This window comes from Knoellia aerolata DSM 18566, from assembly GCF_000768695.1.
Taxonomy (GTDB): Bacteria; Actinomycetota; Actinomycetes; order Actinomycetales; family Dermatophilaceae; genus Knoellia; species Knoellia aerolata.
Genome location: NZ_AVPL01000031.1, coordinates 15,041 through 41,750, shown reverse-complemented (window position 1 = coordinate 41,750; position 26,710 = coordinate 15,041). Strand labels below are relative to the sequence as shown.

General features: G+C 70.2%; 26 protein-coding genes and 1 tRNA gene. 10 read left to right on the top strand and 17 right to left on the bottom strand.

The window, feature by feature from the left end; all coding sequences use genetic code 11:
• Together N801_RS20755 and N801_RS11895 are read right to left on the bottom strand one after the other, a co-directional pair.
• Positions 1–219, bottom strand: a 219-nt coding sequence (locus tag N801_RS20755) for a hypothetical protein (protein WP_156996734.1), incomplete at its 3' end; no start/stop codon positions are given.
• Between the two features lie 213 nt (positions 220–432).
• Positions 433–2,268, bottom strand: coding sequence for a phosphoenolpyruvate carboxykinase (GTP) (locus N801_RS11895; protein WP_035938000.1), 1,836 nt, complete (start codon positions 2,266–2,268; stop codon positions 433–435).
• A gap of 359 nt (positions 2,269–2,627) precedes the next feature.
• On the opposite strand from N801_RS11895, the gene N801_RS11890 reads away from it, so the two are divergent.
• Positions 2,628–2,700: transfer RNA gene (locus tag N801_RS11890), tRNA-Arg, on the top strand.
• Positions 2,701–2,818: 118 nt separating this feature from the next.
• Here the strand turns inward: N801_RS11890 and N801_RS20305 are convergent.
• The 3 genes from N801_RS20305 to N801_RS20750 are packed head-to-tail and all read right to left on the bottom strand — an operon-like array spanning position 2,819 to position 5,653.
• Complete coding sequence (locus N801_RS20305; protein ID WP_084108820.1) at positions 2,819–4,087, bottom strand: site-specific integrase; 1,269 nt, start codon at positions 4,085–4,087, stop codon at positions 2,819–2,821.
• Positions 4,087–4,269: a helix-turn-helix domain-containing protein gene (locus tag N801_RS11880; RefSeq protein ID WP_035937997.1), complete on the bottom strand. Its 183-nt coding sequence runs from the start codon at positions 4,267–4,269 to the stop codon at positions 4,087–4,089. The genes N801_RS20305 and N801_RS11880 overlap by 1 nt, the downstream gene beginning before the upstream one ends.
• A 16-nt stretch (positions 4,270–4,285) precedes the next feature.
• Positions 4,286–5,653, bottom strand: coding sequence for a replication initiator (locus N801_RS20750; protein ID WP_052112922.1), 1,368 nt, complete (start codon positions 5,651–5,653; stop codon positions 4,286–4,288).
• Between N801_RS20750 and N801_RS11870 the strand changes: the two genes are divergently transcribed.
• A complete protein-coding gene (locus tag N801_RS11870; RefSeq protein WP_084108812.1) occupies positions 5,623–6,576 on the top strand; it encodes a tyrosine-type recombinase/integrase in 954 nt (317 codons plus the stop codon). The two genes, N801_RS20750 and N801_RS11870, sit on opposite strands and share 31 nt — an antisense overlap.
• A 15-nt stretch (positions 6,577–6,591) precedes the next feature.
• Here the strand turns inward: N801_RS11870 and N801_RS11865 are convergent, their stop codons facing one another.
• The 4 genes from N801_RS11865 to N801_RS11850 form a co-directional block, all read right to left on the bottom strand.
• Positions 6,592–7,050 (bottom strand): hypothetical protein, encoded by a 459-nt coding sequence (locus N801_RS11865; protein WP_156996730.1) that lies wholly within the window; start codon positions 7,048–7,050, stop codon positions 6,592–6,594.
• A 235-nt stretch (positions 7,051–7,285) separates the two neighbouring features.
• On the bottom strand, positions 7,286–8,002 hold the full coding sequence (locus N801_RS11860) for a UPF0158 family protein (RefSeq protein ID WP_052112920.1): 717 nt from the start codon (positions 8,000–8,002) through the stop codon (positions 7,286–7,288).
• Positions 8,003–8,790: 788 nt separating this feature from the next.
• Entirely contained in the window at positions 8,791–9,642 is an 852-nt protein-coding gene (locus tag N801_RS11855; RefSeq protein WP_035937992.1) for a nucleotidyl transferase AbiEii/AbiGii toxin family protein, read from the bottom strand.
• Positions 9,639–10,172, bottom strand: coding sequence for a type IV toxin-antitoxin system AbiEi family antitoxin domain-containing protein (locus N801_RS11850; protein WP_035937990.1), 534 nt, complete (start codon positions 10,170–10,172; stop codon positions 9,639–9,641). The genes N801_RS11855 and N801_RS11850 overlap by 4 nt, the downstream gene beginning before the upstream one ends.
• Before the next feature lie 700 nt (positions 10,173–10,872).
• Here N801_RS11850 and N801_RS11845 point away from each other — a divergent pair.
• A complete protein-coding gene (locus tag N801_RS11845; protein ID WP_035937987.1) occupies positions 10,873–12,054 on the top strand; it encodes an IS110 family RNA-guided transposase in 1,182 nt (393 codons plus the stop codon).
• Between the two features lie 645 nt (positions 12,055–12,699).
• Here the strand turns inward: N801_RS11845 and N801_RS11835 are convergent.
• Together N801_RS11835 and N801_RS11830 are read right to left on the bottom strand one after the other, a co-directional pair.
• Positions 12,700–13,512 (bottom strand): hypothetical protein, encoded by an 813-nt coding sequence (locus N801_RS11835; RefSeq protein ID WP_169744264.1) that lies wholly within the window; start codon positions 13,510–13,512, stop codon positions 12,700–12,702.
• Positions 13,513–13,518: 6 nt separating this feature from the next.
• Entirely contained in the window at positions 13,519–14,145 is a 627-nt protein-coding gene (locus N801_RS11830; protein ID WP_156996728.1) for a hypothetical protein, read from the bottom strand.
• A 208-nt stretch (positions 14,146–14,353) separates the two neighbouring features.
• On the opposite strand from N801_RS11830, the gene N801_RS11825 reads away from it, so the two are divergent.
• Positions 14,354–14,824 carry a nucleotidyltransferase family protein gene (locus N801_RS11825; protein WP_035937980.1) on the top strand — a complete coding sequence of 157 codons (471 nt, stop codon included), beginning with the start codon at positions 14,354–14,356 and terminating at the stop codon, positions 14,822–14,824.
• Entirely contained in the window at positions 14,821–15,147 is a 327-nt protein-coding gene (locus tag N801_RS11820; RefSeq protein WP_035937977.1) for a HepT-like ribonuclease domain-containing protein, read from the top strand. Before N801_RS11825 ends, N801_RS11820 begins: the two co-directional genes overlap by 4 nt.
• 604 nt (positions 15,148–15,751) lie before the next feature.
• On the opposite strand, the gene N801_RS11815 is transcribed toward N801_RS11820, so the two are convergent.
• Positions 15,752–16,195, bottom strand: coding sequence for a ferritin-like domain-containing protein (locus N801_RS11815; RefSeq protein ID WP_035937974.1), 444 nt, complete (start codon positions 16,193–16,195; stop codon positions 15,752–15,754).
• A gap of 132 nt (positions 16,196–16,327) precedes the next feature.
• Here N801_RS11815 and N801_RS11810 point away from each other — a divergent pair, with 132 nt between their 5' ends.
• The gene (locus N801_RS11810; protein WP_035937972.1) at positions 16,328–17,338 is read left to right on the top strand and encodes an aldo/keto reductase family protein; all 1,011 of its coding nucleotides are present in this window, start codon (positions 16,328–16,330) and stop codon (positions 17,336–17,338) included.
• A 44-nt stretch (positions 17,339–17,382) separates the two neighbouring features.
• Positions 17,383–18,450 carry an FUSC family protein gene (locus N801_RS11805; protein WP_035937969.1) on the top strand — a complete coding sequence of 356 codons (1,068 nt, stop codon included), beginning with the start codon at positions 17,383–17,385 and terminating at the stop codon, positions 18,448–18,450.
• 30 nt (positions 18,451–18,480) lie between these two features.
• Here the strand turns inward: N801_RS11805 and N801_RS11800 are convergent, their stop codons facing one another.
• Both N801_RS11800 and N801_RS11795 read right to left on the bottom strand, forming a co-directional pair.
• The gene (locus N801_RS11800; RefSeq protein ID WP_035937967.1) at positions 18,481–19,854 is read right to left on the bottom strand and encodes an MBL fold metallo-hydrolase RNA specificity domain-containing protein; all 1,374 of its coding nucleotides are present in this window, start codon (positions 19,852–19,854) and stop codon (positions 18,481–18,483) included.
• Positions 19,851–20,753 (bottom strand): universal stress protein, encoded by a 903-nt coding sequence (locus tag N801_RS11795; protein ID WP_084108810.1) that lies wholly within the window; start codon positions 20,751–20,753, stop codon positions 19,851–19,853. The genes N801_RS11800 and N801_RS11795 overlap by 4 nt, the downstream gene beginning before the upstream one ends.
• Before the next feature lie 103 nt (positions 20,754–20,856).
• Here N801_RS11795 and N801_RS19820 point away from each other — a divergent pair, with 103 nt between their 5' ends.
• From N801_RS19820 to N801_RS19815, 3 genes are all read left to right on the top strand, one after another.
• A complete protein-coding gene (locus N801_RS19820; RefSeq protein WP_169744263.1) occupies positions 20,857–21,696 on the top strand; it encodes an SDR family NAD(P)-dependent oxidoreductase in 840 nt (279 codons plus the stop codon).
• A complete protein-coding gene (locus N801_RS11785) occupies positions 21,693–22,490 on the top strand; it encodes a 2-oxo acid dehydrogenase subunit E2 (RefSeq protein ID WP_084108808.1) in 798 nt (265 codons plus the stop codon). The genes N801_RS19820 and N801_RS11785 overlap by 4 nt, the downstream gene beginning before the upstream one ends.
• 88 nt (positions 22,491–22,578) lie before the next feature.
• Positions 22,579–23,526, top strand: coding sequence for a Gmad2 immunoglobulin-like domain-containing protein (locus N801_RS19815; RefSeq protein WP_084108805.1), 948 nt, complete (start codon positions 22,579–22,581; stop codon positions 23,524–23,526).
• Here N801_RS19815 and N801_RS11775 read toward each other — a convergent pair.
• The 3 genes from N801_RS11775 to N801_RS11765 are packed head-to-tail and all read right to left on the bottom strand — an operon-like array spanning position 23,513 to position 26,708.
• Positions 23,513–23,914 carry an HNH endonuclease gene (locus N801_RS11775; protein WP_084108802.1) on the bottom strand — a complete coding sequence of 134 codons (402 nt, stop codon included), beginning with the start codon at positions 23,912–23,914 and terminating at the stop codon, positions 23,513–23,515. The two genes, N801_RS19815 and N801_RS11775, sit on opposite strands and share 14 nt — an antisense overlap.
• A complete protein-coding gene (larC, locus tag N801_RS11770) occupies positions 23,914–25,164 on the bottom strand; it encodes a nickel pincer cofactor biosynthesis protein LarC (RefSeq protein ID WP_035937963.1) in 1,251 nt (416 codons plus the stop codon). Before larC ends, N801_RS11775 begins: the two co-directional genes overlap by 1 nt.
• Positions 25,161–26,708, bottom strand: a complete 1,548-nt coding sequence (locus N801_RS11765; protein ID WP_084108799.1) for a gluconokinase — start codon at positions 26,706–26,708, stop codon at positions 25,161–25,163. Before N801_RS11765 ends, larC begins: the two co-directional genes overlap by 4 nt.
• Positions 26,709–26,710: the final 2 nt, after the last annotated feature.

The following is a 26,710-nucleotide window of genomic DNA, read 5'->3' as shown; positions in this document are numbered from 1 at the left end:
GGCCGCGCGCTGGGCCGCCGACGGTGCGGCCGTCGCCCGGCGGGCGTCGAGGTCGGGCAGCTGGTCGTGCGGGTCGCCGGCAGCCGGGGACCCCTTCTGCTTCTGCGTGCCGTCCGGTGCGGCCAGGGCCACCCCCGTCGCACTCGTGCCGACGGCGACCGCCGCGGCGACCACTGCGGCCGAGATGGTGAGTCCCCGCCGTCCTCTGGTGCTCGTCATGTGGTGCTCCCTCCGAGGCACCCGTGACGGTCGCGGTGTCGCCGCCCCCTCGTGCCACGTCCAGCCAAGCGAACGCACGGTATGGGGACTTCCACGTACGGGTCTGGAGTTGGCAAAGACCACACGTCGGGGGTCTGCCGCGACACGCGAGACGCCGCCTCCCCGGGGAAGCGGCGTCTCTCGTGAGCGTCGGTGCGTGAGGCGGTCTCCGGCTCAGGCCTTGACGCCGAGGCGGGCCTTGAGGCCGTCGAGCTCGACCCGCAGGGCGGTCGGGAGGTTGTCGCCGAACTTGGCGAACCACTCCTCGATCTGCGGGATCTCGGCCTTCCACTCCTCGGGGTCGACCGCGAGCGCCTTGGCGAGCTCGGCCGGGTCCATGTCGAGGCCGTCGGTGTCGATGGACTCCGGGGTGGGGACGTGGCCGATCGGGGTCTCGACCGCGGCGGCCTTGCCCTCGATGCGCTCGATCGCCCACTTGAGGACGCGGCTGTTCTCGCCGAAGCCGGGCCACACGAAGTTGCCCTCCTCGTCGCGGCGGAACCAGTTGACGTAGAAGATCTTCGGCAGCTTGGAGGCGTCGGCGTCCTTGCCGAGGTTGATCCAGTGCTGGAAGTAGTCGCCGGCGTTGTAGCCGATGAACGGCAGCATGGCCATGGGGTCGCGCCGGACGACACCGACCTGACCGGTGGCGGCGGCGGTCGTCTCGGACGACAGGGTGGCGGCCATGAACGTGCCGTGGGTCCAGTCGCGGGACTCGGTGACGAGGGGGACGGTCGTCTTGCGTCGGCCGCCGAAGAAGATGGCGGAGATCGGGACACCGTTGGGGTCGTCGTACTCGGGGGCGAGGATGTCGCACTGCTTGATCGGCGTGCAGTAGCGGCTGTTGGCGTGGGAGGACAGCACGCCGCGCTCCCCGTCCGCGGGCGTCCAGGGCTCGCCCTTCCACGACGTCGCGCGCTCGGGCATGTTCTCGAGTCCCTCCCACCAGATGTCGCCGTCCTCGGTGAGCGCCACGTTGGTGAAGACCGAGTTGCCCTTGTTGATCGTCGACATCGCGTTGGGGTTGGTGTGCTCGTTGGTGCCGGGGGCGACGCCGAAGAAGCCGAACTCCGGGTTCACGGCATACAACCGGCCGTCCTTGCCGAAACGCATCCAGGCGATGTCGTCACCGAGGGTCTCGACCTTCCAGCCCGGGATCGTCGGCTTGAGCATCGCGAGGTTCGTCTTGCCGCAGGCGCTCGGGAAGCCGGCCGCGATGTAGTAGACCTGCTGCTCCGGGGAGGTGAGCTTGAGGATGAGCATGTGCTCGGCCATCCAACCCTCGTCGCGCGCCATCACCGAGGCGATGCGCAGCGAGTAGCACTTCTTGCCGAGCAGGGCGTTGCCGCCGTAGCCGGAGCCGTAGGACCAGATCATCCGCTCCTCGGGGAACTGGACGATGTACTTCTCGGTGTTGCAGGGCCACTTCACGTCCTGCTGGCCCTGCGCGAGGGGGGCGCCGACGGAGTGGAGGGCGGGGACGTAGCGGGCGTTGTCGCCGAGCTCCTCGATCCGGCGCAGGACCTCGGTGCCGCAGCGGGCCATGACCCTCATCGAGACGGTGACGTACTCGGAGTCGGTGATCTCGATGCCGAACATCGGGTTCTCGGACTCGACATGGCCCATGACGAACGGGATGACGTACATGGTGCGGCCCGTCATGCAGCCGGCGTAGAGCCCGCGCATGAGGTCCTTCATCTCGTTGGGGTCCATCCAGTTGTTCGTGGGACCGGCGTCCTTCTCGTCGAGCGAGCAGATGAAGGTGCGGTCCTCGACGCGCGCGACGTCGCTCGGGTCGGAGGCGGCATAGAAGCTGTTGGGCTTCTTGCTCTCGTCGAGCTTGACGAAGGTCCCGGCGGCGACGAGCTTCTCGGTGAGCCGGGTCCACTCCTCGTCGGACCCGGTCACCCACACGACCTCGTCGGGGGTGGTCATCGCGGCGACCTCGTCGACCCAGGCCTGAAGGCCTGCGTGCGTGGTGCCCTGAACGGGTGCAGCGGGGGCGGTCATGGTCTCCGTTGTCCTTCCGGTTCCGGGCTGGCGCCCGGCTGTGACCCGGCCAAATGCCGGAGCCACCTCGGAGGTGATCCGACGACTGACCTGCTGGATGATCCACCGTACCTGCATCGTGAGACGGATCTGGTCACGACGAAGGAACCGTGGTTCGGGGCTCGAGAAGCCCGTTGACCCCACCGTAGGAGGTGACCGAGGGGTACATCTCTGCGGAAGCCTTTCCGCATCTATGAGGTCGCTCACACGCAGGGATCGGGCGGGGTCCGGGGCCCCGAGAGGACGCCACCCGAGCGGATTTCTCGTGCGACCCGGTGCTCGGGTACGCTTGCCGATCGTTGCTCCCACGGGTGTGACAGGCGCCCGTAGCTCAACGGATAGAGCATCTGACTACGGATCAGAAGGTTAGGGGTTCGAATCCCTTCGGGCGCACTCTGTGTTGAGACAGAACCAAGCAGCCTGACCAGCGGAAACGCCGGTCGGGCTGTTTGCTTTCCCCGGCGCAGAGTCGGCATGGTCGTTTCCTGAGCCCCGTTTGCTAACACTTTTGCTAACACGAGGTCCCACCCACGGCTCCCGGGTCGTCGTGCTCGGGGTCCTCGATGGCGTCCAACGCCGCATCCGTCGAGCCGGTCTCGACCGCCTTCGCGAAGATGTCCGCTGCTGCCGTGGACTGCTCCTTGAGGACGTGCGCGTAGACCTTCAGTGTGATCGACGCGTCAACGTGGCCCAGGCGTTCGGCCACCACCGTCACGGGAACCCCGGCAAGCAGGAGCATGGTCGCGTGGATGTGCCGCAGGTCGTGCAAGCGCATCGGCGGCAACAGGGGCGGGGGAGTGCTGTCCGCCTGCTCGGCCTCCTTCACCGCGTTGTTGTGATCGCGGATGAGACGCGGCATCAACTGGCTGACCGTGTCCGGGAAGAGAGGACCGCCGAGCCCCATGCGGAACACGAGGTCGCCACCTGACCAGGAGCCACCGGCGATGAGGCGTTCCTCAGCCTGCCGTTTCCGGTGGGCCTTCATGACCGCCACGGTTCCGGCGTCGATGCTGACCACTCGGGCACGCCCGCCCTTGGTGGTTCCTTCGACCCGCTTGCCCGCGTACACCCCGACGGAGCCACGCAGGTTGACGGTTCGCGCGTCGAGGTCGAGGTCCGACCAGAGCAGGTTCAGCAGTTCCCCCCGCCGAGCACCCGTGTAGGCCGCGAGCCAATAGAAGGCCCCAAGGCGATGTGATGCAGCAGAGGCCAGAAAGGCGCGCAGCTGCGCGGCGTCCCAGACCGATCGAGGCTCCCTGCGCTCTCGCTTGGGTCGCTTCATCCGCTCCACGGGATTGCTCGGCAGCAGCCGATCCACCACCACGGCATCGTTGAGTGCCTTGCGCACGACGGCGAACGCGTAGTCCACCGTCCGACGCGACAGCGGCTTGCCGTTGCGCCCGCCGCCCTCGAGGAGTTCGCGGTAGAGGCGTGTCAGAGTCGCGGGCTTGAGCGCCTGGAGTCGGGCCGTGCCGATCCGGGGGATCAGGTACGTCTCCGCCATGAAGGTGTACCCGGCGTGCGTGCTCGGCTTGACCTCCAGTTGGTGAGCCTCCAGCCACTCGGTGAGGTATTGCTTGACCGTCGCGCGGCTGATGTCGACGTACTCGCCGCGTCGAGCAGCCACGCGGGCCTCATCCCGGGCAGCCTTGGCCGCTTCTTCGGTCGCGAACCCGCTGACCCACTTGGGCTTGCTGACGCCGGTCTCAGGGTCGGCAACACGGATGACGTAGGACCACGACTTGCCCCGCTTGACCACGCCATCTCGGACCTGTGCCATCAGGCGGCGTCCGTCATCAGGGCAGCCACGAAGGCACGCACATCCTCGCCCCTGATCCGTCTTGACCCGTCGATACGGACGGACGGAAGTGCTCCGGTCTGGAGCAGCACGTAGACCTTTGACCGGCTCAGACTCAGGTACTCAGCGACCTCAGGAACCCGGTACAGATACTTGTCATTCATCCTGAATCTCCCTCTCTCAGTAGTTTTGGTTGTGCTTCCGCTTGGCCCTCCATTGGTCGTACTCGCGTGCGCGTGCGGCGGCGGCGTCTGCGAGGGCGGCGTCTCCGGTGCTGTCCCAGCCGGTGCCGACGTAGGACCAGGAGCCGATGACGAGGGTGGTTTCCTCTTCGTCGTCGGCCATCAGTCGCTGTTCGAGGTCGGCTGTGTCGACGGGTTGTCCGGTGCGGGCGGCTTCTGCCGTGATCGCTTGCCAGCGTCGACGAGCGCGGCGGAGCCTGCCGAGGGTGACGGAGTACCGGCGGGACTTGGTGGAGAAGTGGCCCCGGAAGCCGAGCATGTGCGCCCACTTCCCGATCAGGGCGTAGGGGTCTTCGTAGGCGTGGTCTCCGGCTTCCCGGTGTGCAGCTGCACGACGGTCGGCGTCCGCTGCGAGGCGTCGGCAGGTCTCTCGGATGCGCACGTAGTGGGCGTTCGTGCGGCCCTCTCCGGTGGTGTCGGACACGGCTTTGGTGGCGTACTTCGCCAGATAGCCGGCCACCCGCTCGACATGCTCGGACGCCAGCGGGGAGGTGTCGTCGTCGGGTCGGTGGGCGGCACGCACGACCTTCACGTCGAGTTGCTTCCCGAACCTCAGGACCCGTTCAGGTGACCCGGTCAGGGCGGGTGGCGCGGTGTAGTGGACGTCGGCGGCAGCGTCCTCGATCAGGGACGCGAGCACGGTCGCGGGCAGGGCATCGGGGGCGGCGGCGAACCCGTCCGGGGTCTTGGGGCCGTCGAGGCGCACGAGGCCGTGGAAGTGGATCAGTCCCCGTGTCTGGTACTCCCCAACCTTGGCGTACTGGATCGAGGCGAGGTCCCCGAGCCATAGACGCGGGTACGGGTACCGCTTGCACGGGCGGGGCTTGGTCGCCGGGACGCCAAGGTGTCGGGCAATGAGCCGGGTGAGGCGGATTCCGAACCGGCGCCACAGTTCGGGAGCCCACCACTGCCAGACCACGTGCCCTTCGTAGTCGTAGCACTCGTGGCAGATCGGCTGTCCCGCAACGGAATCGCCCTGCTCGTGGGTGGCCATGCACCCGACCGGGCGTCCGTGCTGACACACCTGGGCTCTGTCGCGGGGGCGGCACCGGGTGACCGGCTGCCCCGGCTTGGCCGTGCGGTGCACGTGACCGAACGACGGCGCGGTCAGCGTGACGAACAGCATCGGGTTGTCCGCCACGGAGGCGGGCACGGTCTTGCCGCCGACAGCCCCGGCGCGCAGGAGCTCGAACGTGTCCCGGGCGTACGTGCGGGAGCAGGAAGGGCAGGCGGAGGCGCGACGGTTCCCGCACGGCACGAACGTGACCCCCAGCGGTGCCGAGGTCGACGAGTACGACGACAGCACTTCACCCGTCGTGGCGTCTGGAGCGCCTCTACCGCCAGCTGATCGACGACGGCCGGTCGACCCACGTCGTGCACGGCGTCCACCGCGTCCTGCGCTCCAGCCTCAATGAGGCGGTCCGGCGCCAGCGGCTCCTGACCAACCCCGCGGCCCTGGCACGGCCGCCGCGGGTCGAGCGAACCGAGATCGAACCGCTCACCGCGGATGAGTGCCGCGCGATCCTGCGGGCGTCGCGGGGACGGCTGAACGGGGCTCGCTGGTCGGTCGCGCTGTCCCTGGGGCTGCGCCAGGGGGAGGCACTCGGGTTGATGTGGGACGACGTCGACCTCGACACCGGGGTGCTGAGGGTGCGACGTGCCGTGCAGCGCCGCACGTGGAGCCACGGCTGCAGCCCTCGACGGCGGGCGGAGCCGGCGTGCGGCCACACCCGCGGCGCCGAGTGCCCACAGCGACGCGACGGGGGACTGGTGCTGGTCGAGCCCAAGACCCGCTCGTCCCGGCGCCCGGTGGCCTTGCCGCCGCCGCTGGTGGCCGAGCTGCGCGCCCACCGGACGGCGCAGCTGCGTCTCAAGCTGGAGCGGGCCAACGTCTGGGACCACACCCACGACCTCGTCTTCTGCACCGACTGGGGCGCGCTCATCGACCCGCATGCCGACTACCGCGACTGGAAGCAGATCCTGCGCGACGCCGAGGTGCGCGAGGTGCGCCTGCACGACGCCCGGCACGCCGCGGCCACCCTGCTGCTGCTGCAGGGCGTCGACATCCGCACCGTCATGGCGATCATGGGCTGGACCGAGCTGGCCACCGCGCAGCGCTACGTCCACGCCGTCGACGAGCTCCGGCATGAAGCGGCCCGGCGGATGGGTGGGGCACTGTGGGGCGCCGCCTCTGCGGAACCAGCGGGGAGTCGCCAGCCGCCTGGCTGACACATTGCGGGCTCGTCAACGGCGCTGGATCCGTCGCTCAAGGGCGTCGATCAGCGCGTTGGCCGCCGGGATCAGCACCGGCAGGTCGCGGTTGTAGACCCGTCCCGTGTCCAGCCCGACGGCGAGCTCCTCCAGCAGCCGCGCCCACTCGTGGGCACTCGCGGGATGGACGGCTACGGGCACCGTCGTCCGGTGGTGCTGGACCACGGTCTCGGTCCGTACCGTCTCCACGACGCGGTCCACCACGGTCACGGCCGCACGCCCGGACGCGGCAGCGCGCGCCTGCTCCCACGCCCGGTGCCGACACGTCCCCGAGCACCACTTGGGCACGCGGCCGCGGGCCGGCACGGCCACCTCCGCCCCGCACCACCCGCACTCGACGACCTGGCCCGGTACTCGTGGAGCGGGCCGCGCTCGGGTCGTCGCGGGGGTCGCGGACGCCTCCGCGGGCTCCGCCGACTCAGGGTTCCTCACGACGTCCCTCCTGGCCCGTGGGTGCGGATCTCTTCGTCACAACGATATAACCGGAGCCCGGAGTGCATGAGGTGTGTGGGCCATGAGATCTCGGACTTCTCGGTGGGGACGAATCGGCCGGTGTGAGCGTGCGGCGTGCACGGTCGGGTAGGCCGAGGCGCGGAAAGGGTGCAGAGGAGTGGGGCAGCGGGCGTGCTCTGTGCAACCAAGATTGCTGAGGATGACCGGACGGCTTCTATCGATCAGGGCTGGCGGGCCTGGTCGGGCGGTAACCCCGCGCAGCCAGCCAAGAGCGGGCGCGACCGCGCAGCCGGTCCTCGCTGAGGGTGTACCACCGCTCAGCGGCGGCCGGTTCGGCGGCGATGACGTCCTTGAAGCGGCGGAACGCGCCGCGCCCAGCAACCGCAATGGTCAGACGGTCGGCCAGGGCGGGGTCGTCGACAGTGCCGATGAACAGTTCCATGTCGCGGTGCCCTGCACGTGAGCCTTGCGGGTCCACCCACAACCAGCGCGAGTCGTCCTCGTCATCGTCTTCTTCCTCGTCATCATCATCGACGTCGTCGACGACGAACTCAGGCCACACCCCGCCGGTCCGCAGATCAACCCGGCCGCCTCCGTGCACAGGGTCGCCCTCCAGCACCGAGGCCAGATCTTCCAGATCCACCGGCACTGGCCGAAGCATCGGCATCGGGCCGTCGTTGCCCGCTGACGCCAGCGCGGCAGCAAGCTCGGCATCGCCTTCCCAGCCGCGCTCCTCCAGCGCGGCCATGCACCGCCGGGTCAACGCCACCGCGTCGTTCGCATCGCTGGCCACAACGACGAGGATGGCGTCGCCGACAAGCTGCAGCGCATCCTTGGGCCACGGGCTCGACGTCAACAGCTCCACCAGGGCCGGAGAGTCTGCGCGAGCAGTGGCACCCCGCAGCTGCGTGCGGTACTCGCGAAGCGACACCCCGCTATTCTGCTACCACCACGCGTCAACAAGTGGCCGTGCCCCCGAGAGTCGGCTGTCACGGCGGGATGCCGATGAAGGCCGCGGCGAACGCCAGAGTCAGCAGCCTCGAGCCGCGCGGCACTGTCCGCGGCATGAGAGTGCATTGGGCTCCCGCAGGACGTCCGTCTGCGGCAAGAGCGCGCGATCCTTCATTACCCGGGAGGCAGCGGTGCATCCCTGAGTTGATGATGCCGACTACGTCGGACGGCGCCAAAGAACCTCGTCCCGGTCTAAGACCCTCACCGAGGAAGGCGCCAGTACGGCGGCGATACTCAAGAAGGCGAACAGGTACATCCAGCTGGCCTCGTAGCCCCACCCGGCCAGTGAGCCGCTTAGCCCGGTTTTTCCTTCACGCCGGACTTAGAGTCCAATAACCCGGGCGGACACGGCATTCTTGGCGGCAAGTAGCCGGCGGCGATACTTCGTCCGTGCGAGTTGTCGAAATGGTCGCCGGGGCGGTCTCGGTGTCGCCACCCGGAGCAGGGCACCGGGCAACACCTGCACAGCCGATCAGGCCCCGCCGCCAAGTATCTTCGTGTTCATCTTCATCTTCATCTTGTGCCCCCTCTGCCAGAGCCAAACGGATGTCGCCATAAGACTGACCCGCCCACAGGTCCTGGTTCCCGACAGCTGCAGAGACTTGAGCTCGTGACGGAGCGCCCTCCTACCCGTGATCCGTAGCTGACGCCGAACACGCCCGATGTGCTGCCGGCGGACGACACCGGAATGACCATCGGGACACCGAGTCAGAGCGAGCGGATGTACTCGTTCACCCAATCCACAGCCGCCTTCATGTCGAGTACGTCGAGTCCGTCAGCGGCGTCTGCATACCGCGAGGCCCAGCCCTCCCCTGCAACGACAGTTGGCGGCCAACTGTGGGATGCACGGAAGGCGAAAAGTCGCTCTGCGGTCTGGCGCACCAGTGCTGGGTCGCACGACGGTGCCATGAGCTGAAGATCGACCAGATCATGAGCACGCGGACTTCCTGGCTCGCTGCAGGCGTGCAGCTTCTGGCTCATCTGGTGATGCAGCGGCAGCACTCGCACCGGAGCCGGCTCCGGCAGTCCGAGCTCGGCGAAAAGGTCCAACACGTCCGACGACATCTCGTGCTCGACGGGGTCGGTGGTGGTCGCCTCAAGCTCGTCGTAGCCGATTTCCAGATCGATGCTCATGAAGGACTTCTCGCGGTAGGTCAGTTTCACCAGGACGGGCAGCATGACGTAAGCGAGTGTCACGCGATCCAAAAGCTGCTCTGGAGCGCGCTGCTTCCCGACGATGGCCGTCCCGGCGAAGTCGCCCCAGCCAGCTCGCAGTCTCGTTTCCAGCTCGCTGAGAAAGGCCTCCCGGTCACCCCGAAAGGCAGCGTCGAGGTCCGGGGTCTCCCGCGTCAGGCGGTCGCCGAACCGCAACTTCAGACCAGTGCCTCCCTTGACCGCCGCATCGGGCAGCATCTGAGCCACGATCACATTTCCGACCAACGCCTGGAGGCGTTTAACCGTGGCCTCCCGCCGACGAGCGGCGGCGTCGAGCGCTGCCCGGAGCTGCCGGGCACCCTTTGGCGGTTCGACGCCCGCCGTCGACCCCTCCTGCGCGCTCATCTCTGCAGTGCCGCGAGGACCTGGTCGGCCTCGCGCTCGGAGATCAGGTCCCGAGCCTTCGCCTTTCGTACGGCCTCGACTAGGCGCTCGGGCAGGATCGTACTCCGGGCGCCCAGAAGAGCAGAGAACAGCGACATTGACGGGATGCCATCAATGTCATCGCGCTCGCGGTCGTCGATGTGGCGGTGGACGACCTCGACAGTGGCAGGCAGGGCGTGCCGAATCCGCCGGTCGGTCGCCACCTTGATGCGGCGCAGGTTGACCTGGCCAAGGTCGAGAGCCGCAAGCACAGCCTCGTCCGCTAGGACGGCGTCCGGACCGACGAGTGCCACCGCCTCCGCGAACTCATCTAATGGACTGTGGGGCGCCTCGACCATCCGGTAGACGCCCTTACCGCGGCGTTCCAAAGCGCCACGGTTAGCGAGCTTGCGCACCTCGACCGCTGGAACGCCGATACTGACGGCGTCGCTGAGCGTGACAACACCATGGGTGTCGTGCGCCAACTCTCGAAGCGTCTCTCGGTACGTCATTCTGGCCTCCTAGGGCAAAAACGTACCATAGGCGGTACGGTTTTGTCATCGCTAGGAGCCTGACGGGTCGGGTTGTCTCCGGTGGGCGGTGTGTCAACCGGCGCTGCTACGCGACTTGGAGCCAGGGATCCCACGCACGATAATGGAGGATCTTTCGCAATCGTGCACCCGAACAGCAGAATCTTCACGTGGCCGGTATCCTCGGACCCTCCGGGCTTCGATCGACGGAGTCGATTCCGAGGATACCGGCCCTGTCAAGTCTTTGCGGCACAGGTGCACGATTGCGAAAGATCCTCCATGCTGCTCTGCTACTGCATGGACGCTTGCTCACTCGGAAGTATTCCTGACCTGCCGACCGTTGGCTGTGATCCTGACATGGGGCTCACTGCTGATCGCAGGTAACTCGGGCGATCCCAGTATGGAGGACTACACGCCGAGCCCAAGCTTCCGCACATCGACACGAGCGCGGAACGCGGCTACTTAGAGACTGGTCGCAGGATCGGTGTCTGGCCAGACTCGGTCTAGGTGCTCGGCGAGGCGCTCTCAATTGCGGCTGCCCACCGGTGTCATTGGTGTGGCTCTCTCATGGCATGCGTTCTCGTCGGGCACCGCGCGAGGAGAGGCTCGAAAGGGGTTTGTTCCGCTCGAAGTAGCAATGCCCTCCCCGCTTCACATCACAACGAGTGAAGGGAGCACGACGGTGGGCGTGATCATCGGGATGGACCCGCACAAGCGCTCGGCCACGATCGAGGTCATCGACCGCACTGGCCGGCGGCTGGAGGTGGGCCGGTTTGGCACGGACAAGGTCGGCTACGCGCAGATGCTCGCTGCAGGCCGAACTCACCAGGACCGGGTGTGGGCGGTGGAGGGCTGCAACGGGATCGGTCGGCACATCGCCCGCCGTCTCGTTCATGACGGCGAGGTCGTGCTCGATGTACCGGCCAAGTTGTCGGCGCAGGTGCGGGTGTTCGCCACCGGCAACGGCCGCAAGACCGACCCTGTCGACGCGCACTCGGTGGCGCTGGCAGCTTTGTACGCCCCGCCCGACCCAGGGCTGCAGCGCGTACTGGTCGATGACGACCTTGTCGTGCTTGGGCTGTTGGTGGACCGCCGCGACGAGCTGGGGCGGGCCCGCACCCAGACCATCAACCGGCTGCATCGACTGCTGCTGGAACTGTTTCCCGGCGGTGCCAAGCAGTACCTGTCCGCGCCGCAGGCACGAGCACTGGTCGCCACGATCAAGCCGCGCGACCTACCTGGCAAGACCCGCCGCAGGATCGTGGTCGAACTCATCGGTGAGCTCGAGGCCATCGACCGCAAGATCAAGACCGCAGAGAAGGACCTGGCCGCGCTGGTCACCGAGCGCGGCTCGACCCTGATGGAGCTGACCGGGATCGGCCCCACCGGTGCCGCCCGGCTGCTCGCCGACGTCGGCGACGTCCACCGCTTCCGCGACAAGAACCGCTTCGCGTCCTGGAACGGCACGGCCCCGCTCGATGCGTCCTCCGGCAACCAAGAACGACACCGCTTGTCCCGTGCCGGTAACCGGCGGATCAACCGGACCTTGCACATCATGGCCGTGGTGCAGCTTCGAAACCCCACCCCGGGGCGGGAGTTCTATCGCGTGAAGAAGGCCGGCGGGACCCCGTCGATGATGGCCATGCGCTCCCTCAAACGGCGCCTGTCCAACGTCGTGTACGCCCGCATGGTCGCCGATCAGGACAGGCGCGATCAGAACAGGGTGACGGGCCCGGGAGGGCAACGGGGCAACGACTCTGACTCCAGCGCGACCGGCTCACAACCCCACACCGGCACTTCGGACAAGCCACTTCCCGGACCCGCCACGCCCAAGCCTAGAACCCCACTCCCAGCCATGTCTTGACCTAAAGGGGTGCCATGAGCGGACACTTGGATGCCCCGTCAGACCACGTCCCGGACAGACCCAAGGGCGCTCGCAAAGCGCAAGATCGCCTGTGGAAGTTCAAGGGCGTAAACGACCAGCCCGTCTTGTCTCGGTCGTGCCGCCACGAACATCGAGGTATCCAAGACCTCCCACCCGAGGTCGGCTTCTCCCTCCCACTGAAGGTCACCGTCGATGTGCAGTTCTGCCAGTCCAGCGAACTCGATGAGTCGCGACACTGGGCCCTGAAGACGGAACTCCAAGGCGAGCGTTCGAGGGGCGTGAACTCGAAGCGAAGTCAGGGCGGAACCGCCCCCAGCCGTAGCGTCCCACCGTTCTTCCTCAGCGAGCGCACCCACCCAGACTCAAGCGTCTGTTTTGCCTCTCGGCCGGGAAACCTGCGACTTCCGATGCTCATGGCGCAATCATCAACGATGCGAGACCACGACGACCGCTAATCGGCACTAGCGCGGAACGCGGCATCAGGACGTCCTGCCGAACTCAACTTGGACCGGCGGCCTGCCTTCGTGAAGCGATGATCGGCCGTCACGAGGTAATCCAACCCGGGGGCGTGCACCTGACGCCGGACCGGCTCGCGTTCGCGCGGCATTCCTGACGGTCGGTAGGTCAGGCCGCGCCGCCCTTCCCTCCGCCTTCGTCCGTGTCGCGCATCTCGTCGCGGGCACGCCTGAGCGGGGGAAGGCCCGGCTCGGCGTCATACAGGTCGAGCAAATCGTCCAGCCGCTCCCTGGCGAAGGGCGCATACTCACGCAACTCTTGGCAGCCGCGCTCCAGACGGACGACTAGCACGTCAAGCATCTGGAAGGTGGAGCCAAGGGTCGCGACGGCGTTCTCCGTGCGGAAGGCGGCGTGGTGCCAGCCAACGCCCAGGTCTAGGTCCTCCCGATGTATCGCATCCCGAAAGGTGGCGTCGGCGTGCACCGCCCAGCCGCGGAACTTGAACAGTTGCTTGATGCGCGCGCGGATCTCACTGGCGCCGGGCTGCCTGAGTTTCAGGTGGTAGCGCAGAGCCTCGGACACTTGGGCCTGTCGCGGGGTGCGTCGACGCCCCGGCGCACGCCACTTGGCCCGATCTGGGTGGGCGGGCGAGCGGGCCTGCACGGACGCGTAGAAAGCGTCGACGGCGAAGGCCGAGGAGGAGATTGCCCGCATGCACGCCCGGAGTTCCCGGTCCAGCAACTCAGCCAGCCGGTCCCCGGCTTCCCCTTGCCCCGCGACTTCCGCCAGTAGATCGGCGTATGCGACGCGCGCGGCGATCGTCGCATCCAGCGCCTCGTGGAGCCACTGCGGCCAGAGATCCATCCGCAACTGCGTGCGGACAGGTTCCATCACGACCTCGCCCTGGTCCGTCATTCGGATCGTTAGCCCGCCCGCAGGGATGCGCAACTGCGCACCTCGGGTGAAGAAGATCCCTGGCATGCCGGGTTAGTTCCGCGGCCAGGTGCGGAGGACGCGCCGGGTGGACCACCAGCAGAGCGTCAGCGCGGCCACCAGTCCAAGGATCCACGCCCACATCTGGACCTTTTCGGCGTCAGAGGACAGGTCGGCGAGTACCACGCCGACGACGATCAGCGGCAACGCGGAGGCGTCGAATCTGACGCTCGCGTCCTGCAGGCCGTCTACGTGGTCACGCAACCCCGTGACCTCCGCTGACAGACGCTTCACGGCCTCGGAGATCTGATCACTCAGGTCTTGTCTCGTTGCGCTGACAAGGGTGTACAAGTCGGCGACCTCTTGATTCAGCGACGCCGTACGGGCCGCGAGGATCCCCAGCCTCCCCTCGGCGTCGGCGTCGGCCCACTCGTCGGCATCGTAAGTTCTCTCGACGTGCGCGGCCTCGATGGCCCACGTGGTAGCGCGGTCTGTCCCGACTCGGCGCGTCCGCTGGCCGCGCTTCGGCAACATCCGGCGCAACCCCGCGACCACCTCCCGGCCGGTCGCACGGAGGGCGTGGTCCGTGGCAGCCGGGTTAGCCAGCAGCGCCCCCACCACCGCCAGGGCCACCCCTAGCCAACGCGTCCAGTCCTCCAGGGCTGCAGCACTTCCCGTCACCCAACAAGGGCTATCACAAAACGGGGCAAGCCGCGTCGTGTGTCGCCGCAGGCAGCCGCACCCCAACGTAATGCCTCTGCGAATGGGACGCTGCGCGTCTTCGAGCGCGTCGACCTACCGGACGTGTCGCACGCTCATCGGCATGTGCGTGAAACGAGGTGGCGCACGGCGGCCTGCTGGATGTGTATAGCAATTGCTATAGTGGACCATGGACGCGAGGCTGGCAGAGGTAGCCCGGGAGAGCGATGCCGCCGTGCGCCATGCCAGGGAGGCGCTGGTGCGGGCAGTGCGCAACGCTGCCGCGGCGGGCATGACTCAGGCGCAGATCGCCGAGCAGATCGGTCGGAGCCAGCCCGAGGTGTCGCGCTTGATGCGGTTCCACGGAACGACCCCCTTGGCCCGAAGGCTGCGGACCGCACGGTCCGAAATTCTGCGGTTGGTCAGTGACGCTGGCGGCGAACAGGTTCGGGTGTTCGGCTCGGTGGCTCGGGGCGACGATGACGGAGAATCGGACATCGACTTGATGTTCGTGATGCGCCGCCCGCTGAGCTTGATGGAGCTGGGTCGGCTCGAAGACGAGGTGTCTGCTGTGGTCGGGGTGCCTGTTGACCTGGTGCCGGAGAGCTCGCTTCGCCCTGCCTTGCGTGACCGGGCTCGTCACGAGGCGGTGCTCCTGTGAGGCGCCGGCAGCCGAAGTTGGTGCTTGAAGAGGCGTTGGCTCACTTCGAGGTCGTGGCCGAATACGGCTCGGGCGAAGTGGCCGACCAAAAGACCGTCGACGCGATCTGCATGCGGCTCTCGGCGGGGATCGAGGCGCTGTCGGCGCTCAGCGCGGCCGACCGCGAGGCGCTGTTTGGTGATGTCTGGAACCAGATGTGGGGGATGCGGAACCGGATCGCGCACGGCTACCTGCTGGTCGAGCCGGCAATCGTGCGCAGCACAGTAGATCGAGACCTGCCGATGATGATCGAGGTGGTCGAAGCTGCCATCCATCGGCTCTAGTGAAGCTCCGTGGACTGTCCGACGCGGCCACCTCGCGTGGGCCCCAAAATGGGCCCCAAAATTCGGTTTCGGTATCGGTCCCGTAACGATGCGCCAGAGGCCGAACTGAGCCGCCACAGGGCACCTGACCTGCGGAAACGCGGTCCTGTGCGTCGCGACGTGGCATCAGGATTCGGGTCGATTCGGGGCCCTCGCGTGCCTACGGATCAGAAGGTTAGGGGTTCGAATCCCTTCGGGCGCACTCTGTGTTGAGACAGAGGATGAGGGCCCCGACTGCGGAGACGCAGTCGGGGCCTTCGCTCCGTCCGGCGTCCGCAGGGACGCCGAAGGCCTCACGAACAGGAGCATCAGGGGCAGGTCGAGGTACCAGAACGGACGCGATCGCGACCGAGTCGCGGGTGGCCGCGTAGGAGGCCAGGACCTCCTCGATCGGAGCGCCGAAGGTCGGCGCGAGGAGTTCCTGTTGGGGCTCGACCTCGGCCTCGCCGCCCTCGAGCCCCTGAGAGCCGCATGGCAACGCTCACGGAACCTCGCGCGCCCGGGCCCCAGAGGGCGAAGCCCCGACAGCGCAGACGCTGTCGGGGCTTCGTCGTGTGCGGGACGGTCAGTCGGCCGCCTGGAGCGCCTTGACCTCGTCGCGCGCCGCGACGACGGCCTGGTGCTGGCGGGAGACGACCTCACGGAACCCCGCGCTGAGGTCCTTCTCGAGAGCCTTCTCGTACTCGGACACCGCGTGGTCCTCGCCCGTGAGGGCCGCCCCGAGGACGGCGCCCGCGTCGTCGCCGGTCACGGCGTCCTTGAGGGCGATCCAGCCACGGTGCAGGGCCGCGGCGGCGGTGCCGCTCTCGTCGACGTCGTCGCCGTACGCGTGACCGAGGGCGACGATCTCGCGGGCGAAGTCCGCGCGCTGCTCCGACAGGCGCTGCAGCAGCGTGGCCCACTCCGGGCGGTCGCCGTCCCGCAGCTTGTCGGCGGCGGCACGGAAGCCGTTCTCGCCGTCACGCAGGGTCTCGACCAGCTCCTTGGCAGCCTTCTCGTCATCCGACATGGCGCTCCTTCATGTGTGTGGGGTCAGGGCCCGGTGGGGCCGTTCGCGACGTTACGCGAGGAGCGTGCCGCGGTGCGGGGGAGCGCAGGGACGAATTGCGCGTGCCAGGGGCGGGCGGCATACGGTGCAGGGATGGACTACCGATACCTCGGCAACAGCGGACTCAAGATCTCCGAGATCACCTACGGCAACTGGCTCACGCACGGCTCTCAGGTCGAGAACGACATGGCGACGCAGTGCGTGCGCGCGGCGCTCGAGGCTGGCATCAGCACCTTCGACACCGCCGACGTCTACGCGAACACCAAGGCGGAGACGGTGCTGGGCGAGGCGCTCAAGGGGGAGCGCCGCGAGAGCCTCGAGATCTTCACCAAGGTCTACTGGCCCACCGGACCCGGCGGGAAGAACGACACCGGCCTGTCCCGCAAGCACGTCATGGAGTCGATCAACGGATCGCTGCAGCGGCTGCAGACCGACTACGTCGACCTCTACCAGGCGCACCGCTATGACACCGAGACGCCGCTCGAGGAGACGATGCAGGCCTTCGCCGACATCGTCCGGCAGGGCAAGGCGCTCTACATCGGCGTCAGCGAGTGGACCGCCGACCAGATCCGCGAGGGCGTGGCGCTGAGCCGGGAGCTCGGCTTCCAGCTCATCTCGAGCCAGCCCCAGTACTCCATGCTGTGGCGGGTCATCGAGGACGAGGTCGTCCCGGCGTCGAAGGAGCTCGGGGTGAGCCAGATCGTGTGGAGCCCGATCGCGCAGGGTGTGCTCACCGGCAAGTACCAGCCGGGCCAGAAGCCCCCCGAGGGCTCGCGCGCCACCGACGAGAAGGGTGGCGCGGACATGATCAAGAGGTTCATGAACGACGACGTCCTCACCCGTGTGCAGAACCTCAAGCCGGTCGCCGACGAGGCCGGGCTCACGATGGCGCAGCTCGCCGTCGCGTGGGTGCTCCAGAACGACAACGTCGCGGCCGCCCTCGTCGGCGCCTCGCGCCCGGAGCAGGTCCACGAGAACGTCAAGGCCGCCGGCGTGCGGCTCGAGCCCGAGCTCATGGCGCGGATCGACGACGTGCTCGGTGACGTCGTCGAGCGCGACCCGGCCAGGACCGCGGAGAACGCGCCGCGCACGCGGGTCGCCTGAGCGCCCGGGTGGGGTCGCTCGGCCCCCCGCCCTGGATGCGAAGGGTGTGGCACCACCCGACGACCACCCTCGCGGCGAAGTCCGCGGTCGCCGCGGGGCTGGCGTTCTGGCTCGGCGGGCTGGTGCCCGGCGACGTCGGCAAGTACCGCTACTACGCGGCCCTCGGCGCCTACACGGTGATGTACCCCAGCGTCTCCGACTCCCTCACCCAGGCCGCCCGCGCGGTCGTCGCGGTCATCCTCGGCGCCCTGCTCGCGATGCTGCTCCAGCTCGCGGCGTGGACCAACCCGGTCACCGTCGGGCTGGCCATCGGGCTCGGGGTGCTGCTCGGGGCCTGGCGCTGGCTGCGGGACCAAGCCTCCTGGGTCCCGCTCGTTGCGCTCTTCGTGCTCGCCGTCGGTGGGGCGAAGCCCGAGGGGTACGTCGCCGGCTACGTCGTCCAGATCCTCCTCGGCGCGCTGGTGGGGACGGTGGTGAACTTCGTCGCCTTCACGCCGCTGCCGGTGCACGAGCTGCAGTCCTCGACGACGGCCCTGCGCCGCGAGCTCGCTGTCCAGCTCCAGGCCGTGGCCGACGCCCTCGCCGACGACGGGAACGGACACGCCGACGAGGTGCTGGCCGCCCTTCCCGACGTCAGCCCCGCCCGGGAGCGGGTCAGGCTGGCCATCGTCCAGGCGCGCAGCGCGCTCAAGGGGAACCCCCGCGCACCGAGCGCCGCACACATCCACCGGGCCCTCTTCGACCTCGGTGAGACCCTGCAGCGCTGCAGCACGAGCGTGGAGTCCATGGCCGTCGTCATCCTCGACCCGAACGCGACACCGTTGGCGGACAACCTCCGTCGCCGGACTGCCGCCCTGCTCGCGTCGCTGGCGACCCTCTTCGACGACCTCGACGAGGAGGTGCCGCACGAGCGCCAGGTCGGGCTGACCCGCCAGCGCGTCGACGAGCTGATCGACGCGGTCGAGACCGACACCGAGGGGGGTCGCGAGAGCCGCTGGGTCGCCGGCGCGGTCGCGGTCTCGGGGCTGCGGTGCCTCGAGGCCTTCGCCATCGCGCAGCGCCGATCGGGAGCGGACGCCTCGGTCGTGCCGGTCCTGCCCGCGGGCGGCTGACCGGGCCGGGACGATTGGGCGCGCGCGGGCTCAGTCGACGCGCACCCGCTCGCCGTACCGGGGGACGACGACGACGGCTCCCAGCTCGCGACGGACCCGCTCCGCCAACGCCGCCGCGGAGCTGGGCTCGCCGTGGTTGACGAAGACGCTCTCGGGCTCGTGCGGCAGCTCGTGCAGCCACGCGAGCAGCTCGTCCGCGTCGGCGTGGACCGAGAACCCCTCGTCGCGGGCGATCTCCGCCCGCACCGGGACGTAGCTGCCCGCGATCTTCACCTCGCGCGCGCCGTCGACGAGCGCCCGCCCCCGGGTGCCGACGGCCTGGTACCCCGTGAGCAGCACCGTGTGGCGGGGGTCGGGGAGCATCGACGCGAGATGGTGCACGACCCGGCCGCCGTTGGCCATCCCGGACGCCGACACGATGATGCACGGCGTCTTCGGACGGTTGAGCGCTCGCGACTCGTCGGCGGTCGCCGCCGTCCGCCAGCGCGGGAGGGCGTCGAGGGTCGCCTCGATGCCGTCCACGAGCTCGCCGTCGGCGGCCGCGCTGCGGTAGACCGCGAGCACCTTGAGGGCCATCGGGCTGTCGAGGTGGATGGGCACGTCCGGGATGAGGTCGTCGGCCCGCAGCCGCCCCAGCGCCTCGAGGACCAGCTCGGTGCGGTCGACGGCGAAGGCGGGGACGAGCACCGACCCGCCCCGCTCGATGGTGCGGCGGATGCACGCCGCCATCTCGAGGTGGTCGGGGTCGTCCGCCGGGTGGGCGCGGTCGCCGTAGGTCGCCTCGATGACGACGTGCCGTGCGGCCGGGGGCTTGGCCCGCGGTCGCAGGAGCGGGTGGTTCGGCCGTCCGAGGTCGCCGGAGAAGAGCACGGTGGTGTCGCCGACGTGGAGGAGCGCGCTGGCCGACCCCAGGACGTGCCCCGCCCGGACCAGGGTGAGCTCGCCGCCCGAGGCCAACCGGGTCCGCGTGTCGTATGCCGTGGAGCGCAGTGCGGTGATCGCCCGTTCCGCGTCGGCGGCGGTGTAGAGCGGGAGCGGGGGGTCGTGCTTGGAGTAGCCGGAGGTGCGCGCGTACTCGGCCTCTGCCTCGAGGAGGTGGGCGCTGTCCCGCAGCACGATCGGCACCAGGGCGACCGAGCCGGGGCTGCACCACGCCGGGCCGGTGAAGCCGCGGTGGAACAGCGCGGGGAGGTAGCCGCAGTGGTCGAGGTGGGTGTGGGTGAGGACCACGTCGTCGATGCCCGACGGTGCGACGGGGAAGGGCTGCCAGTTGAGCCGGCGCCACTGCCGCTCCCCCTGGTACAGCCCGCAGTCGACGAGTGCGCGTCGCCCGTCGTGCTCGACGAGGGTCTTGCTCCCGGTGACCGTGCCGGCGGCGCCGAGGAAGGCCAGGACGGCGCTCACGAGCCGGCGCTCGCGGTCCGCGTCCCGCCGTCGTGGGGTGAGGGCACCACGACGACCGGACAGTGCGCGTGGTGGATGACGTGGCTGCCGACCGATCCGAGCAGCAGGCCGGGGAAGCCGCCGAGGCCGCGCCGCCCCACGACGAGCAGCTGCGCCTCGCGCGACTCCTGGACGAGGACCGTCCCGGCGCGGCCCCGGACGAGCATCTCGGTGACGTCCACGTCGGGGTACTGCTCGCCGTAGCCGGCGAGCATCTCGGCGACGAGGAGCCGGTGCGCCTCGACGACCTTCGAGCGAGCACCCCTCTGGTCGGTGCCGGCGAGGTAGGCGTTCGCCTCGTCCCACCACCACGTGTGCACGGCCTTGAGCGGCGCTCCTCGGCGGGAGGCCTCCGCGAAGGCGAGCTCGACGGCGGGTGCGGAGTGCTCGTGGGCGTCCACCCCGACGACCACGGCCCCGGACGTGGACCAGTCGGCCGCGAGCGGGACCACCATGACAGGACACTCGGCGTGGGTGACGACCTTGTGGGCCGTGGCGCCGAGGAGGACGGCTCCGGTCTGCCCGAGCCGGCCACCGTCGAGGACGACCATGGACGCGTCGCGGCTCGCCGCCACGAGCATCGCCGCGGGGTCGTCGACCTCGGTCGCCGTCGTGATGTGGAGGTCCGGGGCCACCGTGACGGCGCGCTGGCGGCAGTGCTCGGTGACCACCGCGACGCGTTGCAGGTGCTCGGGGGTCCACGGGACGATGGTGCGGCCGGTGGCGTGCATGAGGTGCAGCGGTCGGCCCCAGCGCAGGGCCTGCGCGGCGGCCTCCTCCACCGCCCTCCCGGCCGACTGGCTCCCGTCCACCCCGACGACGACGACGGATCCCTGCACCTGGGTGCCCGATGTGCCCATGACGCTCTCCTCTCGGCCCTTCCAGCGTCGCGGTGCGGAACCGGCGAGGGGAGGGGCGAAGGTCCCGGCGGCGTGGGTGACCGGTGTGGGTGACACTGTGCAGATGCGGACCACGGGCGCTCACGTCCTCCTCACCGGCGCGACCGGGACGATCGGCGCAGCCCTGGCCCGTCGGCTGGCCGTCCGCGGCGCGCGGGTCACCCTGCTCGCGCGCACCCCGGACGCGCTCGCAGCGCTCGCCCGCTCCACCGGCGGGACCGCCTTCCCGGCCGACCTGTGCGACCCGGACGGCGTGGAGGGCCTCCAGGGGCTCCACGGGCTCGTGAACAGGGTCGAGGCGGAGCAGGGTCCCGTCGACGTGCTCGTCAACAACGCCGGTGCCGAGACCACCGGGTTCCTCACCGACCTCACGGCAGAGGACCTCCGCCGCACCGTCGACCTCAACCTCACCGCCCCCCTGGAGCTGTGCCGCCAGGTGCTCCCGGGCATGCTCGCGCGGGGCCGCGGTCACCTCGTCAACGTCTCCTCCCTGGCCGGGGTGGCGACCTTCCCGGGTCTCGCCGTCTACGGCGGCAGCAAGGCGGGCCTGACCCACGCGACCTCCGGCCTGCGGGCGGACCTGCGAGGCACCCCGGTCGGCACCCTCGCGGTCGAGATCGGCCCGGTCGTCTCCGAGATGATGGACCGCATCGGCCGGCACCGGCCGAGCGAGGCGGCGTTCGACCGCGTCCTGCGCGCCCGGCTCCTCACCCTCCTCGACCCCGACCACGTCGCCCACCGGATCGTCTCGGCCATCGAGGCGGACCGACCCCACCTGCGCCTGCCGAGGCGCGCAGCGCCGATCGCGGCGGTGACGGGAGCTCCCCGCGCGCTCGCACGGATCGCACTCTCCGGCATACCGACCCGTCACCCCCACCCCACCGTGACGCGGTCCGCGGGATGAGCCGGCGTCGGACCCCGGTGCGCCGGAAGATCGCGGTGGCCACCTGGCGGCCGTCACGCGACGGGCGCATCCACGCACGCATGGAGGTCGACGTCACGGCGGCGCTGGCCTACCTGGACCGCGTCCGGTCCGAGTCGGGGGAGCGGGTCACCCTCACCCACGTCGTCGGGGCGGCCCTGGGGCGCGCGCTCCGGCAGGTCCCCGAGATCCGCGCCCGCATCGTGCTGGGCCGGCTCGTCGACCTCGACACGTGTGACATCGGGTTCGCCGTCGACATCTCGCGGGGGTCGGACCTGGCCCCCGTCAAGGTGCACGACGTGGACCGGCTGACCCCGCTCGAGGTGGCCCGGGCGGTCGGCGCAGGTGCTGACCGGCTTCGCGCCCACGAGGACGTCGCCCACCGTCGCAGCTCCGGGATCGTGCGACTGGCGCCGAGCTGGGCGATGCGGCCGGCCCTGTCGTTCGCCAGCCTCGTCGCCGGAGGGCTGGGACGGTCCGCGCTGGGCCAGCCGGGGTTCCCCCTCGGCACCGCCTTCGTGTCCAACGTCGGCTCGCTCGGTCTCGACGAGGCCTTCCTCGCGCCGCTGCCCTTCGCACGCACCCCCGTCTACCTCGCGGTCGGCGCGGTCCAGGACAGGGCGGTCGTCGTGGACGGCGAGGTCGTCGCGCGCCCGGTCGTCGTGCTCGTGGCGACGGCCGACCACCGCATCGTCGACGGCGCGCACGCCGGGCAGATGGCCGGGATCGTGCGCGACCTCCTGCTGCAGCCCGACCGGCTCGACGCCCCTGCCTGACCGGGGGAGGTTCCGGGCCTTTCGGCCCTGTGGGTGGGTGTCGCCGCCGGCGTCGACTGGAACCAGGTCCACCGACGAAGGAGGAGTCATGCGAGCACGGAGCGGACGGGTGGCAGGGGCGGTCGTGGTCGTGCTCGCCCTCGTCACGGCGTGTGGTGACGGGGACGACGACGGCGCGACGCCGTCCGCGAGCCCGAGTGCGTCGGCGAGCCCGAGTCCCGCGCCGAGCGGAAGCACGTCGGCGACGGCATCTCCCTCGGCCTCGCCCACACCGTCGGCCCCGACGTCGACGAGCCCGGCAACGAGCCTGCGGAGCATTCCGGTCTACTACGTCGCGGAGTCCCGCAGCTCGTTCGCGCTCTACCGGGAGTTCCGCACCGTGCCCGACGTCGGGGGTCCGGTCGTCTCCGCGGTGTCGGCCATGACGCGACTGGCTCCCCTCGACCGGGACTACACGTCCCCGTGGCGTCCGGCCCGCCGCGTGACCGCGACCCAGCGCGGGGCGGCGATCACGGTCGACCTCTCCGCCGACGCGTTCTCGAACGGCGACGTCGGCAGCGAGCTGGCCGAGACGGCCCTCCAGCAGCTCGTCCACACCGCGACCGCCGCGGCCGCCCAGAGCGGAACGCCGGCCACCACCGTGACGATCACCCGGGACGGGAGGGCCGCCGACGTCTGGGGCGCCGTGCGCATCGGCTCCCCGATGCGGCGGGCGCCGATGGCGGACATCCAGGCCCACGCCTGGGTCACCTCGCCGCAGGAGGGTGAGGTCCGGCGGGCCGGCACGGTCACCTTCGCGGGCTTCGGGACGTCCTTCGAGGCCACCTTCGGGTGGGTCGTCCGCACGAGCTCCGGTGCGGAGGTCGCCCGTGGGTCGGCGATGGGCGGCACCGGAACGGGCGGTTTCGGTTCCCTGTCCTTCACCGCCAGGCTCACACCCGGCACCTACACGGTGACGCTGTCGACCGACGACCCCTCCGGCGGCGCGGAGGGCGCCGGTCCGGCCACCGACGACAAGACCTTCACGGTCCGCTGACGACGTCGTCCTCGACCTCGTCCTCGTCCGGGACGGTGGCGGGGAACCGCAGGGCGAGCGCCGCACCGATGGCGTGGTGGCGCTCGAGGAAGGAACGCTCGTCGAGGCGCTTGCGCCGCAGCCAGCCGGTGACCTCGTCGTTGCACTTGCTGGCGTTGCAGGGACCGCAGGCCGGCGCGATGTTGGCGAGCGTGTAGCGGCCGCCCCGGGACAGGGCGAGCACGCAGTCGCGCTGCAGTGGCCGGTCGGTGGCGCCGCAGTAGGCGCAGCCGCCCCACAGCGACGTCAGCGCGACCCACTGCTCGCCGCTGAGGTCGTGCTCGACGCGGTCCATGCGGCGCCTGCGGCGACGGGCGGCGACGGCGCGACGACTCCGGTTGACCGCCATCACGGCAGCGTAGGCGCCTCCGGGGTCGCCGGCGTGGAGGTCGGGCCCGTCCCGGTGCGGGCCGCGTGGGCGGCTGCCGTCGCCTCGGCGAGGACGACCCGAGCGGGCGCGCCGGTCGCGGCGGCAGCCGCTCGGACGTCCTCGAACTCCGGGGTCGCGTGGACGATGTTGCCGTCGGCGTCGAGGGAGACCTTGACCCGCACCTGCTCGTCGCGCACCGTGACGCTCTGCCAGGTGCGCCCGAGGGAGACGCGGTCGACGGAGTGCTCGCGCACTCCCAGCGTCGTCGTGTGCGTGAGGACGACCTCACGCAGGGCGGCGCGGTGGGCGCCGTCGCACAGGACCGAGACGGTGTGGGCAGGGCGCCCCTTCTTCATGAGGATCGGGGTCAGCCACGCATCGGCGGCACCAGCGGCCATGAGCGACTCGAGGACTCCGGGCCAGAGGCGTGGGTCGAGGTCGTCGACGTTGGCCTCGAGCACCCACAGCGGCTGCGGGGTGGGGCCGGACAGGTCGACCTCGCCCGCGGCGTCGAGCTCGCCGATGACGACGCGGGTGACGTTCGCTCGCCCGTCGACGTCCCTCGTCCCGGCGCCGGTCCCGGACGCGGTGATCCGCATCGCCGGCAGTCCCTCGCACGAGTCGGTGAGGCCGCGCACGAGGGCCATGCCGGTCGGCGTCGTCAGCTCGCCCTCGCCCACCGGGGCGACGTCCCAGCCCGTGGCCAGCTCGAGGGTGGCGGGTGCAGGAACACCCACCACACCGTGGCTCGTCCGTGCCGTCCCCGACCCGAGGGCGACCGGACCGGCCGACACCGACGTGATGCCGAGGAGATGCACCGCGGCGGCGACGCCGACGACATCGGCGATGGAGTCCCACGCGCCGACCTCGTGGAAGTGGACCTCGGCGACCTCCACACCGTGGACGTGCGCCTCGGCCCGGGCCAGCAGGGCGAAGACGCCGAGAGCGGTCGTGCGCACCTCCTCGGAGATCGGCGCACTGTCGAGGAGCCCGCGGATGTCGGACCACCGGCGGTCCGACTGGTCCGTGGCGAGCACCTCGACGTCGACCTTGCAGGCCCGCAGCCCGGCCCGGGTCGCGTCGGTCGCGACGAGCCGGACCGTCGCGGGCAGCACGGCGTCGACGGCGGCCTGGATCCCCCCGAGAGGGGCGCCTGCGTCGACGAGCGCGCCGAGCAGCATGTCCCCGGCGACGCCGGCGCCGGCATCGATCCAGAGGTGGGTGGTCATCCGTGAACGCTAGTGCCCGCACGCGCAGGCGTGCGGAAGAGGTCCGCGACGGCGGCATACGAGTCGAGGAGCGAGGGGATGCGCGCGCGAGCCGCGCGGTAGGCGTCGCGGTCGGCGTCGTCGACCACGACCGCGTCCCCGGACCGACGCAGTCCGGGCGCGAGCCGGTCCAGCCCGTCGGTGAGCGACGAGGCACGACCGACGGCGAGCAGGCCGAGGGCGGCCGCCCCGAGCGCGGACCCCTCCGCGCCACCGGTGACCGTGACCGGTCGCGCGAGGACGCCGGCGGTGACGTCTCGCCACACCTGGGAGCGGAAGACGCCACCCGTCGCCCGGATGCTCGTCACCGGGGTGACCGCGTCGAGCCCGTCGACGATGCTCCAGAGCTGGAGGGCGACGCCCTCCACGACGGCGCGCACGACATGACCTCGGGTGTGCGAGTGGCGCATGCCGATGATCGCGCCGGTGAGGGTGGGGTCCCACAGCGGGGCACGCTCGGCCAGGAGGTAGGGGAGCACGACGAGGCCGTCGCTGCCGGCGGGGACGCTCGCGGCCAGCTCGAGGAGGGCGGCGTCGTCGCCGCCCGCGTCCCCGAGGACGTCGCGAGCCCAGCGGACGACGATGCCGCCGTTGCTCACGGCGCCGCCGACCACCCAGGCGTCGTCGGTGAGGGCGTAGCAGAAGAGCCGCCCGGACGGGTCGGTCACGGGAGCGGGGACGACCATCCGTGCAGCACCGCTCGTGCCGACCGACAGCCCGACGACCCCCCGGTCGAGCGCGCCCGTCCCGAGGTTGCCGAGCGGGCCGTCCCCGGCGCCGACGACCACCGGCGTCGCAGTGGCGAGGCCGAGCCGTGAGGCGGCGGACTTGGTGAGCCCGAGGACCGCTGTCGTCGGCAGGATCGGTGGCAGCTGGTCCTCGCGGATGCCGGCCAGCTCCAGCGCGCGCGGGTTCCAGGTGCGTGTGGCGAGGTCGAGCAGGCCGCTGCCGGAGGCAGTGGACAGCTCGGTCGCCGAGGTGCCGGTGAGGGTCTGGAGGACGTAGTCCTTGAGGCCCACCCACGCCCTGACCCGGGCGGCGAGGGCAGGTTCGTGACGGGTGAACCAGAGGAGCTTCGCCAGCGGGCTCATCGGGTGCAGGGGCGTGCCGGAGGCCAGGTGCAGTGCCTCGGCCTCGTCGGAGGAGCGGAGCTCCGCCGCCTCGGCGGTGGCCCGGGAGTCGGCCCACGTGACGATCGGGGTGAGCGGACGCAGCCCCTCGTCGAGCCCGATGAGTGCGTGCATCGCGGTGCTGACCGAGATCCCCACCACGCGGGCACCCCGCGCCGTCGTCACGACCTCGGCAAGCGCGCCCATGACCGCGGCGACGACGGTGGCCGGGTCCTGCACCTGCCACCCGGGGCCGGGCGCCAGCAGCGGGTACTCACGCACGACCGTGTGGCGCCACGGGGACCCCATGCCGAAGGCGACGGCCTTGGTGCCGGTGGTCCCGACGTCGAGGCCGATGACGACCTCCGCGGGCGGGTACGGGCTCGACGTCGTCATGG